Below are 24,011 nucleotides of genomic sequence, written 5' to 3' on the forward strand. Positions count from 1 at the left end.
TTTAATACCCACGTTAAATAATAATTAAATATGATCATGACTATTGAAGTTTGCGTTTAATTGAGTTATGAACCAAACGGATTAGCTATTCTATTTAACGGCTTCATCATGAAATATGTACAAAATTATAGAACTGATCATCCTTTAGAAAAAATCAGCTTATAAAAACTGACCGAGTAAAAGAACACCTAAAAGACCCAATATAGAAATGATACTTTCCATGGCTGTCCAGGTTTTAAATGTTTCTTTAAGAGATAAGTTAAAATACTCTTTAAACATCCAGAATCCAGTATCGTTGACATGTGAAAACATCAGGCTTCCTGCTCCTACAGACAACACCATCAATTCTGCAGAAACACCGGGCCCAATTAATGGGATCACTATCCCTGAAGCTGTTAACGCGGCAACAGTTGCAGAACCTAGTGTAACACGCAACAATGCGGTAATGAGCCATGCTAAGAATAAAGGGGATAAAGCCAGCTGGGCGGCAAAGTCTTTGACCGTATTGCCAACACCACTGTCTACCAAAACCTGCTTAAAAGCACCACCTGCAGCAATGATCAGTATAATCATCGCAATGCTTTTTACCCCTTCTGCGCAGGATTCCATCGCCATAGCAACAGGCGCACTTTGTACCATCACAGTGATCACCACAGAAACCAGTAAGGCAACTGTTGGATCGGATATAAATTTAAAGAATTCCTGAATGGAAGGATTGCCTTCTATTCCACCGCCAATAGTTCCTATGGCGATAATGAATACAGGCAGTAAAGCCACCAGAAAGCTTTTAAATGCAGATGGCATTGGGGTATCTGATGCGTATGAAATTGCTTCTGTTGTAGTGAAAGCTATATTTCTCAGGATCATCTTTGGAAAAAAGATACCAGCAATAATGGCTATAGGTACGGATAAAGTTAAACCAAATAACAATGTTCGGCCCAGGTCTGCTTCAAAAAGTGCAGCAAGTGCAACAGGACCCGGATGCGGTGGTAAAAACCCATGTGTTACCGATAAGGCCGCAGCCATCGGAATACCTACATACAGCTTTGGCAACCCGGTAGCTGCAGAGATGGCAAATACCAGCGGGATGAGCACTACAAAACCGGCATTGTAAAATAAAGGAATGCCCACCAAAATACCGGTTAACAGAACAGCCCATTGTATGTTCTTATATCCGAATGATTTCATGAGGATGAAAACGATCTTTTTTGCTGCGCCGCTGTCTTCGATCAGCTTCCCCATCATCGCGCCCAGTGCAAGTACCATAACCATGCTTCCGAGCGTGCTCCCAATTCCCGTTCCAATCGTTGTCATCACTTTTTGTACCGGCATTCCCAAAAATAATCCGGTGAGTATAGCTACGATCAATAAGGCGATCATCGGACTTACCTTCTTTAAGATCAAAATAAAGAGCAGCAAAATACCTAGAAGAACAATGAGTAATGACATATATTAAGAGATCTCGTGCATGGTTTCTTTTAAACTTGAATAGAGCTTTTTAAAGATGCTAAAATTCCTTGAATATAATGCAGTGCGGACTGGGTTTGGCTCAATGGTTTTTGAGTTTAAATGCTTAGCATCCGGATATTTATCCAGTTCACCAACAGCTTTCATTGTCAGAAATGCTGCACCAATGGCAGATGCATCGGCAGTTTCTAACAATACAAGCCTTTTGCCTGTCAGATCTGCCAGTAACTGGGTCCAAACGGCAGACCGTGTAAATCCACCATTAATATATACCGTATCAATTGAAGGGGCACTTTCTGCCACTGCATCAAAAACATCTTTCATTGCATAACAAATCCCTTCCAGTACAGCCCTGGAAAAATGTGCCTTACGGTGAATCAATTTAACCCCAAAAAAGGCCCCGCAGCTTTCGCTATCCCAGATTGGTGCACGTTCTCCGGTTAGATAAGGTAAGAAAATCAATCCTTCACTTCCTGCCGGCACGGTTTCTATCTGATGAAATAGTTCATCATAATCCGAACTTTTAAGTTCCTGTTCAACAGCAGTCTTTAACCACCACTGCAATGCGATACCTCCATTATTGATTGGTCCGCCGCAAATAAACGTTTCCTCATCCAATATATAGCTAAACGTCATTGCCTGTTCATTCGGCAATGGATAAGTACTCGCAATTCTAACGGCACCACTTGTGCCTATGGTCATCACTGCTGCACCTGGCCTTACTGCCCTGCTCCCTAAATTGGCTAAGCAACCATCACTGGCACCAATGATAAAAGGAATACCAGCTTCTAAAAAACCAAGTCCATCATGAGGTTCTACCGTAATTCTCTGGTAACTCGTTGCCACCGGACTGGAAAGTTGTTGTTCTGTTATTCCGGCTGCAGAAAGGGCACCAGTATACCACATCCGTCCGGTAACATCAAACAGTCCGGTACATGAGGCAATGGAATGATCAATCTCAAACTCTTTAAATATTTTGTACCATATAAATTCCTTTATTCCTATAAACTTATGGGTTTTAAGAAAAAGTTCAGGTTCATGTTCAGAGATCCAGATCAGCTTACACAACGGCGACATGGCATGGAGTGGCGTTCCGGTAACTTTATAAATGGCCTGCCCCTGTGCTGAAGATCTTAATTTAACAGCTATTTCGGAACTTCTGGCATCAGCCCAGGTCATCATCGGTGCCAATGCATTCCCGGCTTCATCCACAGCAACCAAACTGTGCATTGCACTGCTTAAACCTATAGCTATGGGCTGTAAAGTCATCTTCTTCAGAAGTTCTTCTAAACAGGCTTTAAATGCAGTCCAGATCTGATCCGCATCTTGTTCATGGTATCCTGGCTTCAAGCTTTCATACCCGTACATAACCTGGGTAGTTTCCAATGAATTGCCTTCCAGATCAACTGCAACAGCCTTTACACTGCCTGTACCAATATCAACTCCTAAAACGTATTTCATAATTACAGTTGCAATACGTACTAAGCTATGAAATTAAATTTATTCTTGTTCCCCATCATTTTCGGGTACCAGTTCTTCCCAGTAATCCTTAGCCTTTTCAAACCGGACCTGAAACTCAGGAAGGTTATAATACTTATTCCGCTTAAATTCATTCTTATAGATATCATTGTAATCCCTAAGATAGACGCGGCCCATGAATTTAAGATCATCGGACTTAGCGCCATTCTGATACCTGAACCTTTCTCCAAAATTTACCAGGCAGGCAATGATCTTACTCTTTTGAGCATTGTTAATGTTGAATGGTTTCTTCTCATAATCGAGAAAATAGTTCAAATAAGCGTTCAGATCATTCAGGTACTTTGTTTTTTCAGCCTCATTCATGGAATTAATAACCTCAAATGTTTTACTATGGATAGAAATACTCTGGTCGCAATTTTTCATCCAGATCAACTTCCCAAAATCATCTTCGTCTCCGGCTTTCAAAGAACTGGCTTCCAGTACCCATTTCAGCAATTCCGGATCATCGGTGTACCCAAATGTTTTTACAAGGGCAGTCATAAATTCAGGCTCATTTTTCCTTAACCAGGCTCCATGTGTTTTACTTGCATTAAAAAGATAGCTGTTTTGAGCCACCAATCGCTGGATATTCATTTTACGTTGTTCCTTCAGATCTGTAATATCTTTCCAATGTGGTATTTCCATTGAATTTCCCAGATCAGGATTCTTTTTAAGAATTTTTAAATCTTCTATTTGATTTAGTTCCGGAAATTTGGATTGGTAATCCAGCAGTTCCGGGATGGCATACAATTCTGTAATAAAGTAATTGTTCTTGATTACATATAAGCCGTTAGCGATTACTTTTACTCTGGAATAAATGGGTTCTTTAGCACATGCATCATTAAAATCGACATATAGCTGCTTTGAAATAGAATTACTGACCGTACGTTTAAAGATACGCTGTATGGCCGCATTAAATTCTTCTTTAGCTGGAAATATATAGCCGCTTTTTTCCAGTTCATGACGTACAATTGGTACAATAGCCTGCAAATCCTTTTCTGTATACTGATGGGATTCGTATTCATCACCACCGGTTTCTTTCCCGTCTGCAAGCTGGGCGGTTAATACTTCTTTTAATAGGGTATCGTTCTGTTTGGTATTAGTAACTGCTGAATCACCTGTAATTTTGTGATCATTATTATTCCCCTTACCCCGACAGGATGCAAAGATCAGTACTGTAATAAAAAGTATGGCGTTAACTCTGTTCATAGATAGGATAAACATTGCTTTTTAACTTAATGTTTTACAATTTCAATAAACAAACAATTAAACAACACGTAATTTAAATAAAAGCCAGCCAAACTATAATTTAATGCCATTAAAAAAGCCCTCAAAAAGTTAGACACTTTTTGAGGGCAAGCATTCAAGTTACGGGGCTTCTTATTAATGTACAAATATTGATCTCAGACCTGATTTGAAATCATTTCCTAATCATCAATTGTTTTATTAATAGAATTAAACTTTTTTTGGAGGAAGATCAAAAGCAATTGCTTCGTGTTCAAAATGGCCATTGTGTGCACCATCGCAAAAAGGTTTATTTTTAGAAAGTCCGCAACGGCAAATGGACAGTACTGTTCTGCCCTGAAGTCCGTACTCATTTCCATTTCTATCAACGATTTCAAAATCGCCTTCTATCTTTACCGAGCCGTTATTATTGATTGTAAGTTTTGTTTTCGACATGTACTCTTTATTTTCAACAAAATTACATCATTGAAATGATGGTCTGGGAATTCATTATAATTTAGAAACATTCCTTAAAGCGGACCTAAATGATTAAAAATCCCCTGATCTTATTTATAACCATCCCATTGGCTATGCTAATCATATAATTGCCTGTTTCCATAAAGCTCAGCACCTGCCAGTTTAGATCTGCTCCAGGTATGCTCTGGTGGAGAATGTGCCGGCCAGCTAACGAGGGTATTAATTTCAAATGATCTCCCAGTCCCAGACCTGTTACTTTTACAAAGGCTTCTTTGCGTGTCCATAAGGTAAAAAACCGGTCTAAAGAGTTTTCTTCTTCAACATAATCAATTTCTTCCGCACTAAAAGTATCCGCTATAATCTCCTGATAACCAAATGCAGGATCTATATATTCTACAATAGCAGGCAGCAATCAAAATAACAGGCAGGAAAAAATGTGGTTATAAAAATTACGATTGTACAAACTGACATTGTGACCATACAAACAAATTAACCCTTAGTTATGTTGTCTTGTTATAATTATTATCCGAATCTTAACTTACGCATATGCAGGACAAAATTTTTCTCTCTAAAGAAGTTGCCGATGGTGAATACCAGGGCCTATTGGAATTTTTGCTGGAAGACCTTAAACTTTTTAAGCGCAATTTCTTTTTTTCCATTAAACATGTCGAAACTGGTGAATCTCACGAATATTATACCAGGTATTTTGAACATCAGTACCAGGATCAATTGCTAAGGCTGTTTGATGCCAACGACTTTGAAGGCATGTTAGCCATCCCTATGGGTGAATACGGCAAATGTGCTACACAGCTGGAAGCACGTTACTTAAAATCAGGAAAACTTGTTGGCTTGCAGGTTATTGAAGCACGTCCACATGAAGATGGCAGGTATGTTTCGTTAACTCCTGCTAAAGTGTTTGTTGATGAAGAGGGACAGAAAATATTAAATGTGACCAAACAATTGAGACAAGACTAGCCTTTACCTGATCATCCCAATTCAGATTGGGATGATCAGGTAACCTATAGATCCATTTCAGCGCTATTGTGTACTTTCTTTGAGCATTGCCATAAGATCTTCTGCCCCACCATCAAATTTTTGTCCGTTAACAAAAAAGGATGGGGTTCCGTTTACGCCGCTTCGTACACCGCTTTCAAAATCATCTTCTACCTTTTTAACTGTACTTTCCGCCTCCAGATCAATCTGAAACTGATCTACATCCAGTCCAATCTGCTCTGCTAAGCTGAATAAATATGCATCACTTAACTGCTGCTGGTTTTCAAAAATAGCATCGTGCATTTCCCAAAACTTATCCTGACGGGCAGCCGCTTCTGCAGCCTGTGCTGCCACCATAGCAAAGCGATGTGCCTCCTGTAAAGGAAAATTCCGGAATACAAATAGAATCTGATCGCCAAACGTATCTTCAATCTGTTTGAGGATGGGATAAGCTGCACCACAATACGGGCACTGATAGTCACCATACTCAACAATCTCAATGGATGCTTTATGACCTCCTTGTTTATGGTCTGCCTGACCTATAGCTGGTTTTAACGACATAAGTTATTTCTATTTAGTAAGTTCTTCCAGTGCATCTAATATACCATCAGCACCGGGATTAATAGCCGTTGGTGATAAGTAACTCCATGCAATTATACCATCTTTGTCAATAACAAATAAAGCCCTTTTACTTTCTCCTGCCTTTTCATCGTAAACACCGTATGCTTTGGAAACGGCACCCTTAGGCTCAAAGTCAGACAATAATGGAAAATGCAGCTTGCGGTCCTGCTCAAATGCGAGGTGACACCATTTACTGTCTACCGAAACACCCATGATATCTGCATTGTATTTATTAAAGAACTTTAACATCTCGTTGTACAGTGCCATTTGATCACTGCATACCGGGCTCCAATCTGCCGGATAAAACGCAAGGATTACATTTTTACCTTTAAATTCACTCAGTTTAATCTTTTGATCAGGTGTGGCATACAATTCAAATTCCGGCGCTTTATCTCCTGCTTTTAACATAAATAGACTTTTATAAATTTAGGGTAATATAGCCTTTTCATAATTCAACAGCAATTCAAATGACTATTTTTCTATTTCAGAATTAAATAGCCGCACTTTTAAAGCCAAGCCTGATTTCTTGTTCAATTTGATCAGTATCCAGTTTCAGGACATTAGAAGTAAACTTTTCAATACTAAACATCCCTTTAGCGGTGATCACAAATGTATCTTCCGGGTCATTAAAAAAGCCATCCGGAATTGGATATTTTGAATCTAAAATAGCAACAACTGCATCCTTCGATTCCCAATACCCATATTCCGTTGACCAAACTTCAGTTGAGGCGCTGTTAGTATCTTGTTTAGTTATAGTCAAATTGATAATTACTAGAGGCATATTTTATTCATTGATAATTGCACCTATGCTTTTCAGGTTTTCAGCGTATACTTTGTCATCATTTTATAGCTTCGATGACATGATCTAAATTCCATATTTATGGAGTTACCTGTATGAGTGGAATTACCCGTTTAATAAATCAGGTAGTTCTACCTGGTCTGACTAAGGATATTGGGGAAGATCAATCGATCAGAATTGGCATTGTATAAGAAAAGAAAGCTAAACAGAAGTTAGCTGAGCGGCTAAAGCAGCAGTTGAAACAAATCGTGCTTTAGTGCAAACATCACCAGGCCCGCTGTATTTTTGGAGTTGGTTTTTAGCAGCAAATTATTTCGGTGCCCTTCAACCGTACGGATGCTTAAATAAAGTTTATCGGCAATCTCTGCACTGTTATATTCTTTACAGATCAGTTCCAGAATCTCTTTTTCACGTTTGGTTAGTTCTTCCAGAACCGCATTAAACCCTTTTATCTTTTTTATGGTTTGAGAGGTAGTCTGCCGGATCGCATGGAGAACCTCGCCCGTCATGTAAAATCCATTTTTATGGACTGAATCTATGGCTGTAAATAACTCAGCAGCATCACAATTTTTGTTCAAATAAGCACAAGCACCAGAATTGATCATTTTCGCGATTAAGCGGTCTTGTTTATATACAGACAGAATAATCACCTTAATAGCAGGAAAGTCGCTTCGCAGGATTTCTGTAAGTTCCATTCCATTTAAACCGGGCATGTTAATATCAATAAGTGCAATATCTGGCAGCAGCTCCATGGCTTTAATCTTTTCTAAAAACGTTTTTCCATTGTCCTCTTCCAGCAGGATCCTGATATTAACCTGAATAGAGAGTAAAGCGTGCAGGCTTTCCCGAAAAAGGTGCTGGTCTTCAGCAATTGCAATATGAATCTTCTCCTTAGGCATGAACAGGAATTTTAATCTCCATACTAAACCCAAAAGCAGCTTTGCCAATATTGGATGAGGCATTCAAAAGACCAAGCCTGCTTTCAATATTCTGCATCCCTCTCCCCTTTTTCAGAGAATCACTTGTGTTTAATCCTTTTCCATTGTCCTGGTAATTAAGAGACACCGCACCATGCTCAATGGCAATTAAAAATATGACTTCTGTGGCATCTGCATGTTTTATCGTATTTGTGATCAGCTCTTCAACAATACGATAAATGGATAATGCCGGGTTCAGCTCAAAACCATTAAGGACAGTTTCTGCATCATTGTTAAAATCTACAGTAATGTGGTCTGCATGGTTAAACGAATCACAAAGTTCTTCCAGGGCCTCTGAAAGCGTATTCAGCGTAAAAACTTCCGGAGATAGGTTATGAGAGATGTTCCTTACTTTTTTGATGGTTTGATCGATACTTTTTCTGGTAGATTGCTTAAATTCCAATAAAGAATCTACACTGTATGGTATCCGGAGAAAACGCTCAATGATCAGGTTTAAATTGGAAAGTGCAGCACCAACATCATCATGCAAATCCCTTCCAATACGAATTCGTTCTGCATCCTGTGATTCAATAACTGACCGTAATAATAGTTTTTGATGCAGCAGTTCATTATGCTGGATCTGCTCACGTTGTGCCAGCAATTTTTTCTGACTGCGCAGCAACAGCATCACAAATGAAAGTACCAGGATAAATGTACCGGTAATGGCTATAATGAGCAGTACATAAAAGTTATCTGTCAGCTTTTGCATAAATGAAGGCGAGCGTAAATAATGAATACATGATTAAAACTAAAGTTGCATGGATGTTCCAAATGATCATTTTCAACTCATACTTAACCAGGTAGCTAATATAATTTGAGAATGTAAAATGAAAAAAACTCCCGGAGAAATAGATCAAAAAACCAACTACCGCCAGTGTCACAGAATAACTTCTAAATACATTTGGACTGGAATCCAGTACCTCTTTAAAGTAAATCATACAAAAAATGATAATGATGATCGCTTCGAATGCCCGGGTATACGAATTAAACATGAACACGCTTTCAAAGCATATAAAATTTATAATGCAGAAAACCGGGAATAACCATTTAATACCATAAATTGACCATACTGCTTTTTTGCCCGTAATCACGATGGAGAAGAATCTCAATACCAATACCAGTTCCAATATGGTATACAAATGAAGAACCGGCATATTATTAATTCCATTAAATGCCAGTACAGATGCAATTACATTAATAACTCCCGCAAACAAGATGTATACGAATAATGATTTTAAAGCACGGTTGCTATACCGGGCATTAATTTTCGCAGTTATTATAGGAACTAGTATAGATCCGGGGACAATAACTCCTTGATAAATATAAGACCAGGAAGCCATGACGTCAGAACGGTTGGTTAAACTAAATATTTGAGTTTAGGGGATTGTCTTTAGCGCAACTATCCGGACAAGGCATTGTAAAATCATAAATTGATGATTTATCTTCTTCAGATTCAGCGTTCTTGTTGTCATTGTAGAAGTCTTCAGTTAGCGTAGCAGGAACAATGAACAGCTTAAGATCAGACGATCCGATCTGCTGCTGCGTGTTAGACACACCAATATATGCCCTTGCGCCTGTAACACCGCAATCGCTATAAAGATTTACAAGGGCCTTCAAATCTTCCATAGGAATAAAAAAAGCCTTTACAAGATTTGCAGACTCATGTAGTTTTTCGAAGTGCAGTTCACGCCATGCGCGTGTTGCCTCGCTGGCCTCTTTAATTGGTACCCTGTTTCCTGCCAGCTTTTCGTATAAAGATTCATCTTTTTGAGTTTCCATAACGGTGTTAATTTAGGTGTGATAAGCATGAACAAGTTAAATAAAAAAATATTTATTCTATCATAAATTATCAATTATTGTATTTAAAAAAATAATTATACCCATAGAACAATACACCAGCAATCAACACTTATTTTTTAGCTGTTTTTTTCTCAATGGCATCCATTCTTTGCAGTAACTGTGTAATCACTTTATCCTTTTCAATAAGGTATAGACTCAATTCTTCCACCTGTTTAACTAATTTCTTATTCATTTCGCCAAGCGATATACCTTCAGTTTCTACTTCTTTAGCAGATGGCATATCCGGCAAATGTTTATATGCTTTAATGTAATACTCAAGCTCCGGTAGTGTTCTGATTTTATAATCATTTTCAAATACAAAATCGGGCCAATTGGCAACCTCCACTTTAATTTCTTTAGACCGGATTGTCCCATTTACTGCAAGTTTATCTGCAGGATTGCTGATGCCTATTCCAACATTTCCATTGTAAAGCCAGCTCATCGCTAATTGATCTGGGATATCAGATTGATTATTATAGCTGTTTATATATAACTCCAGTTTAGAGCCCCAAAAGGATGGTCCGCCATGTCCAACTCTAAATTCTGCAGATTCGCTGTAAGAATTACCAGGTGTCCCTGATCTTGATAACTTAAACACGGACTGTGTTGGGGCAACAACCCCTGCAGGTTTACTATCCGCCGATAAATTAACATGCAAAGGTACGAGAGGTGAAGTTACCCCTACTCCTGCATTTCCAGTGCTGTTAAGTGTGTTTTGTGCCATTATCGCTTGTGCAGATAATAGAAAGATCGCTAATAAAGATTTTAATTTCATTTTAAGGTTCTAAATTTTAATGAAATATACTGTATAATTATTTTAATAATTGCAAAATCGCAATTACACTATAAAAATGTCATACTACCCCCTTTTGGTTTATGTGATTATACGCTATATTTATCTTATTAATATTGAAAATGGAATCAACCAAAACTTTTATAACTGTAAAAACTACGGTAAATGCGCCTATAAACAAAGTATGGGAATTCTGGACTAAACCTGAACACCTGACACAATGGACTCATGCATCTGACGATTGGCATGCGCCTTATGCTGAAAACGACCTGCGTACTTCAGGTAAGTTTAAAACCACAATGGCCGCAAAAGATGGTAGTTTCAGCTTTGATTTTGAAGGCATCTATACCCATGTAGAAGAGAATAGGATCATAGCGTATACACTGGGTGACGGCAGAACGGTAAAGATCTCTTTCAGCAGTGAAGGGAATAACACCCAAATTATTGAAACATTCGAAGCTGAAAATACAAATCCTGTAGAAATGCAACAAACCGGTTGGCAGTCTATTCTTAATAATTTTAAGAAATATACAGAAAGTAAATAGTCGTTACTTGCCGGTTTCTAAGTGTGGGGCATCTACAGGTTTTGATTCCGGAGAACCCTTTTGCCTTAAATAAATGGTTAGAAATACAATAGAACAAACCGATAAGAATTCGCTTTGCCAGTTCTGAAACGTTTCGAACCAAAATGTAGGCTGAGCGAGAAACTGAAGAACGGTATCTTTAGGCTCGTGTTTTAAAACTTGTTCTACATTATGATCCTGCCAGCTTCCGTAGAGATGAAGTCCCCAGCTTATAAAAAACAGTAGAAAAAACACAATGGAAAGAGAGTTGCTGTAGATCTTCAATACCCAGCCTCCTTTTCTAACTGGCCATGGCGCGTCCTTACCTGTAACAGGCGCCCTGTCTACCTCCTCCTTCTCATCCAACGATTTAGACTCTGCAGATCCAATTTGTCTTAACCCAACAGTAAGCAGCACGTAAAGTGCCATCTGCAGAAATTCACTTTCAAAGTTCTCGAAGGTAGCTGAAATAAAGTGACCGCTTTGAAGATAGGTACCCAAGCCAATTTCTTGTGCCTGATGGTCCTGGAGTTCCTGGTTATGCTGTTTCCATCCGGAATAGGCCTGCGCAACAAGCGTAACCATGAACAAGGATAAAAAAACGATAGACAAACCGTTACGATAAAAGAAAGAATGCTTTTTAGGATTAACCGACATGTTGTTTGCTTTTAATTAATCGCATAACAACCTGCCAGATAAATTGTTTACAACATTAAAAAAGCATTACACAGTCAGAATCTGCATTTTTTTCACACACAATCTCATAAATGAGCGGATGTAAATACTGGTTACAAAATACAAGGTCAGAATTACAAGTACCTTAGCCGCTTTACTGATTTCAAATGCAGCACCGTCAATTAGCGTTAATGTGATCATAGAATTCATAAGCAGAAAACCAAGTATCCAGGCCTGGTGCATAAAATCATATTTGATAGAAAGCTTTAATCGGTTTCTATCTATAATAAACCGCTTAACCAGGTAAATAACACCAGGAATCGTTACCGCAATTAACAGTGCCTGATAAAATACCTTCACGTTAACCTCATTAGTTAAGCTGTAGTCATAAATCATATAGCAGATAAAGAGTAAGCCCAGATTTTTTAATGCCTCAGGAAAGTGAAACGTTCCTGCATACATTTCAGACCAAAGCATTTTCCTGTATTTTGAGGTAATCTGTTTTTGATACAATGCTTCCTGTTTTACAATCTGGCTGAAACCACCAAAATCCTCATCAATAATTTCCCGAACCAATTCCAGGTCAAAGTCTCCTTCTTTAGAAGCCATGGAATTTAAGATATGATCATAAATCTCATCGTACGTTTCGCGGTAACGGGGAACATCGAAAATATAAACCCGTATCTCTGCACATTGTTCTTCGGTTAAAAGCATATCAGATGGTTGGTTTTAGGTTTAACAAAAGCTGCAGGTTCTGGATAAAATCCCTGGCTTCCTGCAATTTATTAACAACTTCCTTTTCTCCATCCTGAGAAAGAGAATAATATTTACGCAGCCGGTTATCTACTATTTGTGTAGACGTTTCTAATAGTCCTTCAGCTTCAAGCTTATGTAGGGATGGATACAAAGCCCCATCTTTAAGTAACAATTCACCCTGTGTGATTGACTTTACCTTTTGTGTAATCTCATAGCCATACATCCTTTCATTCTCAGACAGAAGATTTAATATGATGGTTTGCAGCGTGCCCTTAAAAAGTTCATTATTAATTGCCATGTACAAATATACATAATTACATATATACATAGAAATCTTATGTATATAAAAATAAAAAAGGGGACATCTATAAAGATGCCCCCAGATTTATTCATAGGTAGGTAGTCTATTTTTTAACTGTTACTGTGGTATAGTATCTCTTGGAATTGTATCCGGGGTTGTTGCTGTTCCTGTATCAAGAGGTGTTGTACCACTCATTGTACTTGTTGTATCTACAATATTGGTGTCTGTTGTAAGTGAATCCGAATCGCCATCACCATTTTTATCAGATCCGCAACCAGCAAATGCCATTGCTGCAACTGCGAATAATGTTAAGATCTTAAATTTCATAATTTTTAGTTTAAGGTAAATGATTAGATTAAATTCTAATATTACCTGAACATCAAAACTTGCAGGAATGTTTTATATTGATGTTAAAGAGGTATTTTTTTCGTATGATCAGGTATAAACCGCAATATTATTTCTTATTTCAGGTTCTTTTTATTGAATAATACCATTACTTACTGCAAAACGAATCAGAGCAGCTGTATTTCTTGATCCCGTTTTATCAATTAAACTTTGTCTATGCCCTTCAATCGTTCTTTTACTGATAAAAAGCTTTTCAGACATTTCATGATTGGTATGGCCCTCCGCAATTAAAAGCAATACTTCTATTTCCCGTGGTGAAAACTCTGCAGCGAATTCCAAACCAGATGATGAATTTTGTATCTGCCTGCCCATTATCTTAATGGCGAGCTCAGAACACAAATATTTATTTCCTGTGTTCACGTGTTTTAGTGAAAATAACAATTCATCTGCACTAACATTTTTTAACAGGTAACCGGAAGCTCCCTCAATAAATGCCTGAAATACATATTTTTCATTGTCGTGCATTGATAAGATCACCACCCTTGTTTTGGGGCTTACGAGTTTAAGCTCTCTAATCAGCGAAATCCCATCCAATTCAGGCATATTAATATCTGCAAGAACTATATCTATCTTTTTACCATTAGCTATATGTTCCAAAACCTCTTTTCCATTCGTCGCCTCAGCTACAATGTTTATGGTCTTATCTGTTTCTAACAGCATTCTTATCCCGTTACGAACAATATTGTGATCTTCTGCTAATAATACTTCCAACATCTTATTTAAATTAATTGATTACCTCTGCATTATTTCCAAGATCCAGCATCATTTTTTTTAATCGCTCAATATGGATTTTTATTTGACTGGCCATTTCTACTTTTGTGGGTTCTTTATGCGTATTCATAGCAATCAATAAGTTCTTTCGTTCTTCCATCATACGTATGGCAACCCATAAAGATTCTTCTAATGATTTGATCTGTGATTCTTCCAGGGATTTCTGGGTATAGGAATGTCCGGTATAGCACCTGTACCTGGGTACCTCATCGGTTTCTACTTTTACCAGCGTTCCTCCGCAATCCGGACAGGTAAAAGGGGTAAAAGAGCCTAATTTTTCCAGATCTTCTACATTACTGCTCATCCTTAACGTAATTTCTGCTTCAAGCTTTACATCATCAGGAACATGTGCTACATTGCATTCTTCTCTTGAATACAAGTCTGAAAGAATATATCCCATCTCATCAATCGACACCTTATAGTCAACTTCCATGTTAGACAGAACACTTTTAGGCATATCCGGAAAATCGGCTTCGGCCGGGTCCTGAATGATACTTCTGCCACCGCTTCTTTTTATGGCAGACATCCCGGAAGTACCATCATCCAGCAATCCGGTAAGAATAATTCCAGTTACGCAATTACTGTATGCTGCTGCTGCTGAACGGAACAGCACATCAATAGACGGCCTCCAATGGTTTTCAAATGCTCCTTTTTTAATACTGATATTTCCACCAGCAAGCATCATGTGGTGATCTGCAGGAGCTAAATAAATCGTACTGTTTTCAATGATCTGTCCATCTTCCGGGATCAGACATATCAATTTGGTACGCCTTTGAATCTCATGTAAAATAACATCAGAAAGCGAATTTCTGGACACGTGGATTACGATAAATATTGCGGCATCAAATGTTGCATTAAAACCTGCAACCAGTCTGGAAACTGCTGCTATTCCACCCGCGGAAGCTCCTATAGTTATGACATTTTTTATTACAGTGTTAGACATGCGAATTATATATTAAATCAATGAAGGCTCAAAATCGCTCTTCAGCTTAAGGGTAACCATAGTCCCTTTCTTAGAGGTAGTCAGATCCATATGACCGTTTAACAAAAAGATCCTGTTTTTAATGGCCCTTAGCCCGGATCCTTTAAATAAAGAATCTTCAAGATTGACATCAAAACCTATACCATTATCAGAAACGATGAGCGTTACTATCCCATCCTTAGTACTTACCGTGATTTCTGCTAAAGTTGCCTGCGCATGCTTTATGCAATTGTTAATGAGTTCCTGAATCATCCTAAACACATACAACTGTACATCTTTTGAAATGGATTCTGCAGAGCTTTTTATATTGGCCTTGATTTTAAAAGTAGCTGTACTTAACCGCTGGGCCATCTCTTTAACTCCGGCAGCAAAACCAAAATCCCTGAGTACGGAAGGAGTCAGCTCATACGACAATTCGCGGGTTTCACGAATGGCCTGGTCCAGTAGTTCATTAATATTGGCAAAATTACCTTCTGTTTTTCCCGACAATTGAATATTCTGTAGATTCATCCGTATCCCGTACAAAATCTGACAAACACTATCATGCAAGGTACTGCTAATTTTATAACGCTCTTTCTCCTGGGCATCGAACGTTGCAGACAAGATCAGCCTTTGCTTTTCAGATTGAATATCCTGGGCTTCTTTAGCAAGGCGCTTACGCTCTGTAACATCCATTATTATACCTGCAAAATAGCTATGATCAACATCATTATGAATTTCATGCCCTTTTGCAGAAATGGTTTTTACATTTCCTAATCTATTGACAACCCTAAATTCAATATCCATCTCAATAGAATTATTACTCGCGTTTAATAAGCTTTGCCTAACGTATAACTGGTCACTGGGATGAACAATCTCAATTAATTTCTTAATACTTCCATCAAAATCCCATGGATTAATCCCAAGGATGGTATAACAGAAATCATCAAGATAAACTTTATTCTGACCCAGTCCCATTGTCCAGGTACCGGTTCCAGATGCATTAAGCGTCATTTCAAGCCGTTGATTGGTATCCATAAAACGTTGCTGGACCATGCGGTTTTCAGTAACATCGATCAAAGTAAGGTAATATTGAATTTTACCGGTATAGGCATTCTGTATGGCTATACCTTCCATTCTGATATAGAGTTCCTTCCCATTGATGTAGGTGCGGATTTCTGTATTTTGTTTCACAGAAGTAGTCTGCATCCTGTGAAGAAAGGTATAAAATATCTCCCAGGCAGCAGAATCTATCAATGCCTGAAACCTTTTATATAAAATATCATTTTTTGAAATACACAACAGATCGGCACCCGTTTGATTGGCCTCTTCAACAATACCTAAATGATCAAGGATAAAATACCCTACGGGAGCCAGATCAAAGAAACCGGCAAATCTGGCCCTTTCATTTTCCAGCATCAGGTGAGAAGCTGAAAGCTCATCGTTCTGCATCTCCAGCTCCAGCTGAAAGATCTGCAATTCCCCAAGAAGAACAGCCAGTTTCTGATCACTAACATTCCCTTCAATTAACATTCGGTTATCAAACGGACTGTCCATTCTTGCTTTAATTAGCGAAAGCAGGTCTTCTTTATTATTGTTCTTTTTCCTGTTCACGTTCTTGAAATTTGAAAGTGATGATCATAACAGTATCCTTATTTAATTTATTTTCAGAAATGCATTGAACATATACAATCATCTTTTTTATACCCATTCCAGGAAACTCATGCTGTAAATAAAGTTCGGTAAGTTCAGAATTAACATGTAGCAGCGCATCGAGTTTAGTGGTATTCCATTTGTTATGAACAACCTCCATAAAAAATTGTTCTTTAATTTCGAATTCTCTAAAATTAAACATTTTTAAGAACAGTTCATTCACTACAAGAACTTTACGGTCGTAGTCTAAAAGAACCGCTGCATCGGCCAATGAGTTTACATGATTCTGGGTATATACCATCATCGTAGATAATTTATTTTCCAGGGCCTTAACCGGGGTAATCTTGGTAAAGGTTAAAACGGCCCCATTGATAAAATTATCCAAAGTGCGGTAAGGCATAATCCTCAGGTTATACCAATCGTGCTTCCTGGTTTTAATTTCCAGTTCCTTCCCATTGAGGTTTTCGATCACTTCTAAAATTGCATTTTCAATGGAAGGATAATCAAAGTTGGAGACAATATGTGTAATTGAACGACCAATATCAGAAGGGATCACATTAAATAAACGGGTTACCTGTGGGGTAAACCTTAAAATATTTAGTTCATTATCCAAAAATATGGTGCCAATCTCTGTGTTGTCCAATAAGTTCTTCATATCGTTATTTAACCGGGTCAGTTCCTCGGCCTTATTCTGGTACTGAAGGTTAATGGTCATGAGTTCTTCGTTTAAGGACTGCATCTCTTCTTTGGTTGTTAATGCTTCCTCGTTGGTACTTTGAAGTTCCTCGTTGGTACTTTGCAGTTCTTCATTGGTAGATTTTAATTCCTCAAGAGAAGTTTCCATCTGTTCAATGGTTGTATTGAGCTGTTGCTTGGTATACGACAATTCCTTTTCAAGTTCATCCACAGCCCCAACCTGGGTTGATTTTATTTTACCAGCAGACCCCGCACGTTTCTTCATCAGCCCCTTATCTTTAAAAGATAAGATAAACAATCCCTGCAGCTGTATGTCATTCAAATATTCTACAGAAAAATCGATTAAACTGATTTTTCCATTTTCGTTAATTTTAAGATCGTTAAATTCAATGGTTCTTTTTTGAATGGCTGCCTGGTAAATGGCGTTGCCAATAGCATATTTAAGTTCTTCCCTGGCCATTTTATGAACATTCATCACCGCTTCACCCGAGTGTAGCTGTAAATAGCGGTCCATTTTTCCATTGATATAAAGGATCTCTCCTTTTTCATTGATCAATAGGGAAGCAGGCGTATAATTTTCAAGCAATATCTTATGAAAATATTCAGTCAGGTAACTTTTAGCCAATTGCTTAACCGGAATTTCTTTAACCGTTTTATTAAACGGATTGGTTATATTAAACGGAAAGTCGATCATCTTACCTACACCAGCAATTCCCTCTTTGCGTCTATAGATCTTCCATTTTGAATCAATCACGGTAAATGCTTCATTGTATACCCCTACAGACTCTGCAGGACCCAGGAACAAAAAGCCCTGGTTAACCAAGGAATAATGAAAAACGGGTAATAATTTTTTCTGCAGATCTGCCGTTAAATAGATCATTACGTTTCTGCAGCATAGCAAGTCCAGTCTAGTAAAAGGCGCATCCTTGATCAGGTTATGCTGGGCGAAAACGATCATTTCCCGGATTTCTTTTTTAACGATATAGCCATTGTTTCGTTTCAGAAAAAACTTATCCAGTCGTTCTAATGAAACCTCAGAAACTATATTTGCAAAATAAAAGCCAACACGGGCATGTTCAATCGCATTCGGATCAAGATCCGTAGCAAAGATCTGCACTTTAGGTACCTGTTTCATTGCTAAAGTAGCCAGATACTCAGATATGATGATCGCAATGGAATAGGCCTCTTCGCCGGTTGAACATCCCGCAATCCAAATTCTGATGGGTTCATCAATCCCTTTTTTAATCAATTTTGAATAAAGCTGATCCTTTAACAGGTCAAATGCCTCACGATCCCTGAAAAATTTAGTGACCCCAATTAAAAGTTCATTAAACAGGATATCAATTTCATGCGGGTTTTCTCTTAAATAATTAACATAATGCACATAGTCTGGCAACTGATGAAATGCAATTCTCCGTTCTACGCGTCTGTTGATCGTATTTTTTTTATATAACGTAAAGTCGTGACCGGTCTGTGAACGCAGCAGCATCAGGATTTTTTGCAGATGGGTAGAATTGTTTCTTTCCAGCACCATTTCTTCTGTTTCTGCTTCCCGGATTGCCGGATGATTCAGATACTGCATCAGTTTGGCAGGCATTTCTTCAGGAGCCAGTACATAATCTACCATGCCTGTTTTAATAGAGGTAAGAGGCATACTGCTGTATTCTGCGGTCTCCGGACTTTGAACAATCGCCAGCCCCAGTTTCTCCTTAACCATCCGGACGCCAGTTTCTCCGTCGGCCCCCATACCTGAGAAAATAATGCCTACGGCATAGTTCCATTGATCTTCGGCAAGGCTTTGCAGGAAATAATCAATTGACATATGGGCACCCTTAGCGCGCGAAGCATTAAACAAAAGTAATTTACCATTATGGATTCCCATATCCCGGTTCGGTGGAATCACATAAACATGATCAGGAGCGATAACCATTCCATCTTTAGCCTCTATGATTGGCATGGATGTAGAAGACTGCAAAAGTCCGGAAACGTCCATGTTGTGGGTTGGGTCAAGGTGCATAATGATTACAAATGCAAAGCCACTGTTGGCAGGCATGTGTAAAAAGAACTTTTCAAACGCACCAAAAGAACCAGCCGACCCACCCATTGCAATGATCGGAAAGAAATTGGCCTGATTGCTTTTTCCTTCCCGCTGCACCATCAATTGAGACAGGTCTTCTTCGTTTGTGTGAATTGTTTCTTGTTTACCTCTCGCTTTCTTAGCCATATTCTTAAAAATAATAGCTAAAGTAAGATTATAAAAATAACCATGAAAGTAACCAGCTAACTTTTATCGAACTTTCCGTTAAAATTTATAGACTCGTAACCCAAAGTTTATTTTTAGGCAGTTAAATAGATTAACTTCTTATTCAATACCGTATTTAGGATTTGAATAAGCCGATGGCGTTGTTCCAAACTGTTTGGAAAACGACCTGCTAAACTGCGCCTGAGAGGTAAATCCGGTCATTGCAGCAATTTGACGGATGCTATATTCTGATTCCAGCAGCAATGCTGCAGCCTTTTTTAGCCGGCTAATGTTGATCAGTTCATTTGGTGATAAGTTAGAAACCGATTTGATCTTTCTGTAAAAAGTGGCCCTGCTCATATTTAAGGTCTCTGCCAGCTGATCTACATCCATACTCGTGTTGGAAAGGTTCTTTTGAATAAACTCATTTAACTTTTCAAGCAGCAATTCGTCCGGCTTAGAGTGCGCCATACTTTTAAGATGTACCAATGGCGATCTTGCAAAATAATCTTTCAAATGATTGCGGTTGCTCAACAGGCTGTTGATCTGGGCCTGCAGATGGGCCGGAGAAAATGGCTTTTCGATGTAAGCATCTGCTCCGGTTTCTAATCCTTCTATTTTAGACTGGTGATTGCTTTTTGCAGTCAGCAGGATGATTGGTACATGGCTGTAATTTAAATCAGTCTTAATGGTACGGCACAGCTCAAAACCATCCATTACAGGCATCATCACATCACTCACAATCAAATGAACCGCATGCTGCCGGATCAACTCCAGTGCTTCTGCCCCATTTGCTGCCGTAATACACGTATATCGTCCCGATAACTCTTTTATTAAAAATCGCAGGATCTCTGAGTTATCATCCACAAGCAGGATCAATGGCTTTTCATCCAGCGTGGTGACAATTGAAGAAGGCAAATCTTCAGGCTCTTCTACTTTGAAGGCCTGAAGATCCTTATTAATGCCCGCTGCAATGTGTTCAAGGGGCTCCGCAGTATATTCAGTAGCCTCTGCAGTTGGATTTGAATGGTAAGCCGGCAACCTAAGCTCAAATACATTCAGATTGGCAGTATCCGGTTTAAGTGCCAAAGAACCGCCCATTAAATGGGTTAGCGACCGGGCAAGTGCCAATCCAATTCCAGTCCCCACTTCATTGGCCGTCTCCTGTAACCTGAAAAATGAATTAAAGATCTGTTCTCTCATCTCTTCAGGAATTAAATACCCGTCATTTTTAACAGCGATTACCACAACACCTTCCTCTTTGGACATACCCAGCAAGACAGATACGCTGCGATGCGCATATTTAACGGCATTGCTAAATAAATTACTGACGATCTTATTTAATGCCTCAGAATCTGCAAGCGCATAAAAAGGATGATCCGGTAAATCAATCCTGAATTCGATACCTTTTTCTTTAGCGGCAGACCTGAATCTTAAAAAATTGTCCCGGATCAGTTCAGAAACATTGGTCTGCGTTAAACTAAGCTGATAATCTTTAGATTCAATCTTCCTGAAATCCAGTAGCTGATTGGTTAAGTTCAATAACCGGTCCGCGTTCTTTTCCATCGTCAGCAGATAGCCCATCACTTCAGGTTCGGGATCGTACTTATTAATAACAGTCTCCAATGGCCCTTTAATCAGCGTGAGCGGTGTTCTGATCTCATGGGTAATCTGTGTAAAAAATTCGATCTTAGCTTCATAGATCTCATGTGCAGCCTGGTTTCTTAATTCATCCATACGCCTTTTATGACGGATTCTGGTCCGCCTGTTCAAATAGGCAACTACATAATAGATTGCAGCAGATAAAAAAAGAACATATACCATATAAGCCCAATAGCTTAACCAAAATGGCGGCCTGATCTCAATAACCAGTTTACGGGCATCTTCATTCCAGGTGCCGCTGCTATTTGCCCCTTTTACCAGGAAGGTATAAGTACCTGGTGAAAGCCTGGTGTAAAACACTTTCCTGTTCTTTTTAAGATGGGTATATTCCTGATCAACACCTTCCAGCTTATACGCATATTCTGCCATCTCGTAATCGGTATACCCCAATGCAGCAAAGTCAATGCTAAAGGTAGATTGGTCATGATCCAGAACAATGCGGTCTGTAAACGTGATGGACTTTTTAAGTGGTGAATCTTCTGCGCCAATAACAAGCTCCTGGTTAAAAACCTGGAAACCTGTAATATAAACAGGCGGAACGATGTTGTTCTTTATAAATGAATCCGGATTAAATCCAATCATCCCATTTACACTGCCAAAAAAGATCTTTCCGCTGGTATCCCTGAAAGAAGAATTATAGTTAAACTGATCGCTAAGCAATCCGTTTGCGGTAGTGTATAATTTGATGTGCTTATTTTTAGGATTAAAGCGGACAAGACCCTTTGTAGTACTCACCCATAAATTACGGGCAAGATCCTGTTCAACCCGGTACATCACATTACTTGGAAAACCATCTTCGGTACTGTACCGCTTAAAAGTATGTTCTTGTGTATTAAACCGGTTGAGGCCATTCTCAGTAGTTACCCACAATGTTTTATCATCATCAATAAATAACGAGTTTATAAAATCATCGCTGATGCTGTTGTCCTTACCCTGGATACTTTTATAAGTACCTTTCTCCTTAGTTTTGGGATTGTAATATACCAGACCGCTATTGATCGTACCTGCCCAGATCGTGCCGTCATCCGCTTCCAGGATAGACATATAATGAAAGTTTAACGGAAATTCCGGTACTTGAGAGAAGTCGTCGCTTTGTGTATTATAACGGTATAATCCGTAAGAACTACCCAAAAGGATCTCACCATTACGGGTTTGATAAATACAATCGATGAAATTACTTTTTAGCTGATGTACGCCCTTACCTTTATCGTAATGCCTGATTACTTTGCCCGTGCTAATCTCCATTACATCCAGTCCTTGCTCATATGTGCCAATCCACAGTTCATTGTTAACCGCAAGTAAACCATGAATATTGGTATGGGAGATGCTGCCAGCCGAACCATCAGGCAAGAAACGGGTGACCTTACCCGTACTTAAGTTCAGCTTATTTAAGCCGGCATCCTCGGTTGCCACCCATAAATTGCCATACCTATCCTTTTTAATCTCCCGAACTGCATTGCCGCTTAATGATCCGGCCCCTTTATTTGGGAAATACTTATCAAAAGAAGTAAAGGGTTTAGGATAATAGTTTACACCTCCAAAATAAGTACCAGCCCATACCCCACCTTCCCTGTCTTTGGCAAAAGTATAAACGGCATTGTCAGAAATGGCATATGGATCGTTGGGGTTCTTCTTTAAATTGACATATTCGCCAGATTTAAGGTGATATACAAAGATACCGGATTCCGTAGCGATCCAGTATTGATCACCGCCATAATGAATAAAATCCTTAGCATAAATACTGGTATTGTCTGGGTTAAAGGTTAAAATATCTTTGTAGCTCAGCGTTTTGAGATCAAATAATTTAACACCCTGATGTGAAGTACCAATTAAAATAGAATTGGACCGGGTATAATACAGCGCATCAATGTAATGTGCATTAACAGGTGCTGAATTTTTAAACACATCAAAAGAATCGAAGTTGTCCTTTACCGCATGATATCTTTTCAGTACCCCTGCCCTTGATGATACCCATAAGGTACCGTCATCCGTGAAGATAAAAGCGGAAACGTCAAAATCCTGAATTTTAGCATAAGGTCTAACCGTATTTTTTGCCTTGTTATAACTAAACAATTTCGCATCGGATATAAAACAGATGTTTTTGTCCGGGTCTTCTTTCAATTTGCTTACATAGGTTCCAAGTGTAGCCGTTACCGGGCTAAAGATCTCTGTAGTATCATTATACCGGTATAGTCCTTTGGAGGTGCCTACCCATAACACGCCATCCGTATCTTCAAAAACAGCGGTGGTTACATTGCTGCCCAGGGCCTTTGGATCTGAAGGGTTGCTTCTGAATATTTTAAAGGAATACCCATCAAAACGGTTCAGGCCATCCTTGGTGGCAAACCACATAAAACCCTTAGAATCCTGGAGAATATTAAATACAGAGTTGTAAGACAACCCCTGCTCAACCTGGTAGTGTCTAAAATTATAAGATTGCGCTTTCAGTTGACTTGAAATGACAATAAGCAGAAAAACGAAAACGCTGAACTTTCTCAAGTTTATTTTTGGTTGATTTAAATAGTTCCCAATCGAAAACGGATGAGTTGCCAAATTAAAGAAATTAAACAAAAAATTGAGACGATTTGAATAATAAATGAGCCAATATGTTAAATCTA

24 protein-coding genes are annotated in these 24,011 nt (G+C 38.7%); 2 read left to right on the top strand and 22 right to left on the bottom strand.

From position 1 onward, the window contains the following. Nucleotides 1-159: 159 nt before the first annotated feature. The 5 genes from ATK78_RS04460 to ATK78_RS04480 all read right to left on the bottom strand — a co-directional run bounded on the left by ATK78_RS04460 (nucleotide 160) and on the right by ATK78_RS04480 (nucleotide 5,098). The gene (locus tag ATK78_RS04460; protein ID WP_133574836.1) at nucleotides 160-1,449 is read right to left on the bottom strand and encodes a gluconate:H+ symporter; all 1,290 of its coding nucleotides are present in this window, start codon (nucleotides 1,447-1,449) and stop codon (nucleotides 160-162) included. A 3-nt stretch (nucleotides 1,450-1,452) separates the two neighbouring features. Next, nucleotides 1,453-2,928 (bottom strand): gluconokinase, encoded by a 1,476-nt coding sequence (locus ATK78_RS04465; RefSeq protein ID WP_133574837.1) that lies wholly within the window; start codon nucleotides 2,926-2,928, stop codon nucleotides 1,453-1,455. A 39-nt stretch (nucleotides 2,929-2,967) separates the two neighbouring features. Continuing rightward, entirely contained in the window at nucleotides 2,968-4,194 is a 1,227-nt protein-coding gene (locus tag ATK78_RS04470) for a hypothetical protein (protein ID WP_133574838.1), read from the bottom strand. 246 nt (nucleotides 4,195-4,440) lie between these two features. Then, nucleotides 4,441-4,665, bottom strand: coding sequence for a CDGSH iron-sulfur domain-containing protein (locus ATK78_RS04475; protein WP_056087622.1), 225 nt, complete (start codon nucleotides 4,663-4,665; stop codon nucleotides 4,441-4,443). Nucleotides 4,666-4,750: 85 nt separating this feature from the next. Beyond that, nucleotides 4,751-5,098 (bottom strand): 4'-phosphopantetheinyl transferase superfamily protein, encoded by a 348-nt coding sequence (locus ATK78_RS04480; RefSeq protein ID WP_133574839.1) that lies wholly within the window; start codon nucleotides 5,096-5,098, stop codon nucleotides 4,751-4,753. A gap of 134 nt (nucleotides 5,099-5,232) precedes the next feature. On the opposite strand from ATK78_RS04480, the gene ATK78_RS04485 reads away from it, so the two are divergent. After that, nucleotides 5,233-5,661, top strand: a complete 429-nt coding sequence (locus tag ATK78_RS04485) for a hypothetical protein (RefSeq protein ID WP_133574840.1) — start codon at nucleotides 5,233-5,235, stop codon at nucleotides 5,659-5,661. Nucleotides 5,662-5,724: 63 nt separating this feature from the next. On the opposite strand, the gene ATK78_RS04490 is transcribed toward ATK78_RS04485, so the two are convergent. The 8 genes from ATK78_RS04490 to ATK78_RS04525 all read right to left on the bottom strand — a co-directional run bounded on the left by ATK78_RS04490 (nucleotide 5,725) and on the right by ATK78_RS04525 (nucleotide 10,690). Next, the gene (locus tag ATK78_RS04490) at nucleotides 5,725-6,240 is read right to left on the bottom strand and encodes a DsbA family protein (protein ID WP_133574841.1); all 516 of its coding nucleotides are present in this window, start codon (nucleotides 6,238-6,240) and stop codon (nucleotides 5,725-5,727) included. A gap of 9 nt (nucleotides 6,241-6,249) precedes the next feature. After that, the gene (locus ATK78_RS04495) at nucleotides 6,250-6,708 is read right to left on the bottom strand and encodes a peroxiredoxin (protein ID WP_133574842.1); all 459 of its coding nucleotides are present in this window, start codon (nucleotides 6,706-6,708) and stop codon (nucleotides 6,250-6,252) included. Nucleotides 6,709-6,790: 82 nt separating this feature from the next. After that, nucleotides 6,791-7,081: a hypothetical protein gene (locus tag ATK78_RS04500; RefSeq protein ID WP_133574843.1), complete on the bottom strand. Its 291-nt coding sequence runs from the start codon at nucleotides 7,079-7,081 to the stop codon at nucleotides 6,791-6,793. A gap of 242 nt (nucleotides 7,082-7,323) precedes the next feature. After that, on the bottom strand, nucleotides 7,324-7,998 hold the full coding sequence (locus ATK78_RS04505; protein WP_166664821.1) for a response regulator transcription factor: 675 nt from the start codon (nucleotides 7,996-7,998) through the stop codon (nucleotides 7,324-7,326). After that, entirely contained in the window at nucleotides 7,991-8,785 is a 795-nt protein-coding gene (locus tag ATK78_RS04510; protein WP_133574845.1) for a sensor histidine kinase, read from the bottom strand. The genes ATK78_RS04505 and ATK78_RS04510 overlap by 8 nt, the downstream gene beginning before the upstream one ends. Next, nucleotides 8,766-9,290, bottom strand: coding sequence for a hypothetical protein (locus ATK78_RS04515; RefSeq protein ID WP_133574846.1), 525 nt, complete (start codon nucleotides 9,288-9,290; stop codon nucleotides 8,766-8,768). Before ATK78_RS04515 ends, ATK78_RS04510 begins: the two co-directional genes overlap by 20 nt. Before the next feature lie 148 nt (nucleotides 9,291-9,438). Beyond that, a complete protein-coding gene (locus tag ATK78_RS04520; protein WP_133574847.1) occupies nucleotides 9,439-9,855 on the bottom strand; it encodes a hypothetical protein in 417 nt (138 codons plus the stop codon). A 130-nt stretch (nucleotides 9,856-9,985) separates the two neighbouring features. Then, nucleotides 9,986-10,690, bottom strand: coding sequence for a hypothetical protein (locus ATK78_RS04525; protein WP_133574848.1), 705 nt, complete (start codon nucleotides 10,688-10,690; stop codon nucleotides 9,986-9,988). Nucleotides 10,691-10,830: 140 nt separating this feature from the next. Here ATK78_RS04525 and ATK78_RS04530 point away from each other — a divergent pair, with 140 nt between their 5' ends. After that, entirely contained in the window at nucleotides 10,831-11,253 is a 423-nt protein-coding gene (locus ATK78_RS04530; RefSeq protein WP_133574849.1) for an SRPBCC family protein, read from the top strand. Nucleotides 11,254-11,256: 3 nt separating this feature from the next. Here the strand turns inward: ATK78_RS04530 and ATK78_RS04535 are convergent, their stop codons facing one another. The 9 genes from ATK78_RS04535 to ATK78_RS04575 form a co-directional block, all read right to left on the bottom strand. After that, nucleotides 11,257-11,928: a DUF6766 family protein gene (locus ATK78_RS04535; RefSeq protein WP_133574850.1), complete on the bottom strand. Its 672-nt coding sequence runs from the start codon at nucleotides 11,926-11,928 to the stop codon at nucleotides 11,257-11,259. A gap of 66 nt (nucleotides 11,929-11,994) precedes the next feature. Continuing rightward, a complete protein-coding gene (locus ATK78_RS04540; protein WP_133574851.1) occupies nucleotides 11,995-12,660 on the bottom strand; it encodes a hypothetical protein in 666 nt (221 codons plus the stop codon). A gap of 1 nt (nucleotide 12,661) precedes the next feature. After that, on the bottom strand, nucleotides 12,662-13,000 hold the full coding sequence (locus ATK78_RS04545) for a PadR family transcriptional regulator (RefSeq protein ID WP_133574852.1): 339 nt from the start codon (nucleotides 12,998-13,000) through the stop codon (nucleotides 12,662-12,664). Between the two features lie 120 nt (nucleotides 13,001-13,120). Further along, nucleotides 13,121-13,330: a hypothetical protein gene (locus ATK78_RS04550; protein ID WP_133574853.1), complete on the bottom strand. Its 210-nt coding sequence runs from the start codon at nucleotides 13,328-13,330 to the stop codon at nucleotides 13,121-13,123. A gap of 150 nt (nucleotides 13,331-13,480) precedes the next feature. After that, nucleotides 13,481-14,122 carry a response regulator transcription factor gene (locus tag ATK78_RS04555; protein WP_133574854.1) on the bottom strand — a complete coding sequence of 214 codons (642 nt, stop codon included), beginning with the start codon at nucleotides 14,120-14,122 and terminating at the stop codon, nucleotides 13,481-13,483. Nucleotides 14,123-14,132: 10 nt separating this feature from the next. Beyond that, a complete protein-coding gene (locus ATK78_RS04560; protein ID WP_133574855.1) occupies nucleotides 14,133-15,122 on the bottom strand; it encodes a chemotaxis protein CheB in 990 nt (329 codons plus the stop codon). A gap of 12 nt (nucleotides 15,123-15,134) precedes the next feature. Further along, the gene (locus tag ATK78_RS04565) at nucleotides 15,135-16,754 is read right to left on the bottom strand and encodes a PAS domain-containing sensor histidine kinase (protein ID WP_133574856.1); all 1,620 of its coding nucleotides are present in this window, start codon (nucleotides 16,752-16,754) and stop codon (nucleotides 15,135-15,137) included. Next, a complete protein-coding gene (locus tag ATK78_RS04570; RefSeq protein ID WP_243732434.1) occupies nucleotides 16,732-19,713 on the bottom strand; it encodes a CheR family methyltransferase in 2,982 nt (993 codons plus the stop codon). Before ATK78_RS04570 ends, ATK78_RS04565 begins: the two co-directional genes overlap by 23 nt. A 138-nt stretch (nucleotides 19,714-19,851) precedes the next feature. Next, on the bottom strand, nucleotides 19,852-23,892 hold the full coding sequence (locus ATK78_RS04575) for a two-component regulator propeller domain-containing protein (RefSeq protein ID WP_133574857.1): 4,041 nt from the start codon (nucleotides 23,890-23,892) through the stop codon (nucleotides 19,852-19,854). Nucleotides 23,893-24,011: the final 119 nt, after the last annotated feature.

Source organism: Pedobacter metabolipauper (genome assembly GCF_004362715.1).
In the GTDB taxonomy this organism is placed as follows: Bacteria; Bacteroidota; Bacteroidia; order Sphingobacteriales; family Sphingobacteriaceae; genus Pedobacter; species Pedobacter metabolipauper.

Excerpts from the sequence above, each read along its gene's own strand:
- ATK78_RS04460 (WP_133574836.1), bottom strand. The coding sequence starts at position 1,449 with ATGTCATTACTCATTGTTCTTCTAGGTATTTTGCTGCTCTTTATTTTG.
- ATK78_RS04465 (WP_133574837.1), bottom strand. The coding sequence starts at position 2,928 with ATGAAATACGTTTTAGGAGTTGATATTGGTACAGGCAGTGTAAAGGCT.
- ATK78_RS04470 (WP_133574838.1), bottom strand. The coding sequence starts at position 4,194 with ATGAACAGAGTTAACGCCATACTTTTTATTACAGTACTGATCTTTGCA.
- ATK78_RS04475 (WP_056087622.1), bottom strand. The coding sequence starts at position 4,665 with ATGTCGAAAACAAAACTTACAATCAATAATAACGGCTCGGTAAAGATA.
- ATK78_RS04485 (WP_133574840.1), top strand. The coding sequence starts at position 5,233 with ATGCAGGACAAAATTTTTCTCTCTAAAGAAGTTGCCGATGGTGAATAC.
- ATK78_RS04490 (WP_133574841.1), bottom strand. The coding sequence starts at position 6,240 with ATGTCGTTAAAACCAGCTATAGGTCAGGCAGACCATAAACAAGGAGGT.
- ATK78_RS04495 (WP_133574842.1), bottom strand. The coding sequence starts at position 6,708 with ATGTTAAAAGCAGGAGATAAAGCGCCGGAATTTGAATTGTATGCCACA.
- ATK78_RS04500 (WP_133574843.1), bottom strand. The coding sequence starts at position 7,081 with ATGCCTCTAGTAATTATCAATTTGACTATAACTAAACAAGATACTAAC.
- ATK78_RS04505 (WP_166664821.1), bottom strand. The coding sequence starts at position 7,998 with ATGCCTAAGGAGAAGATTCATATTGCAATTGCTGAAGACCAGCACCTT.
- ATK78_RS04510 (WP_133574845.1), bottom strand. The coding sequence starts at position 8,785 with ATGCAAAAGCTGACAGATAACTTTTATGTACTGCTCATTATAGCCATT.
- ATK78_RS04520 (WP_133574847.1), bottom strand. The coding sequence starts at position 9,855 with ATGGAAACTCAAAAAGATGAATCTTTATACGAAAAGCTGGCAGGAAAC.
- ATK78_RS04525 (WP_133574848.1), bottom strand. The coding sequence starts at position 10,690 with ATGAAATTAAAATCTTTATTAGCGATCTTTCTATTATCTGCACAAGCG.
- ATK78_RS04530 (WP_133574849.1), top strand. The coding sequence starts at position 10,831 with ATGGAATCAACCAAAACTTTTATAACTGTAAAAACTACGGTAAATGCG.
- ATK78_RS04535 (WP_133574850.1), bottom strand. The coding sequence starts at position 11,928 with ATGTCGGTTAATCCTAAAAAGCATTCTTTCTTTTATCGTAACGGTTTG.
- ATK78_RS04540 (WP_133574851.1), bottom strand. The coding sequence starts at position 12,660 with ATGCTTTTAACCGAAGAACAATGTGCAGAGATACGGGTTTATATTTTC.
- ATK78_RS04545 (WP_133574852.1), bottom strand. The coding sequence starts at position 13,000 with ATGGCAATTAATAATGAACTTTTTAAGGGCACGCTGCAAACCATCATA.
- ATK78_RS04550 (WP_133574853.1), bottom strand. The coding sequence starts at position 13,330 with ATGAAATTTAAGATCTTAACATTATTCGCAGTTGCAGCAATGGCATTT.
- ATK78_RS04555 (WP_133574854.1), bottom strand. The coding sequence starts at position 14,122 with ATGTTGGAAGTATTATTAGCAGAAGATCACAATATTGTTCGTAACGGG.
- ATK78_RS04560 (WP_133574855.1), bottom strand. The coding sequence starts at position 15,122 with ATGTCTAACACTGTAATAAAAAATGTCATAACTATAGGAGCTTCCGCG.
- ATK78_RS04570 (WP_243732434.1), bottom strand. The coding sequence starts at position 19,713 with ATGGCTAAGAAAGCGAGAGGTAAACAAGAAACAATTCACACAAACGAA.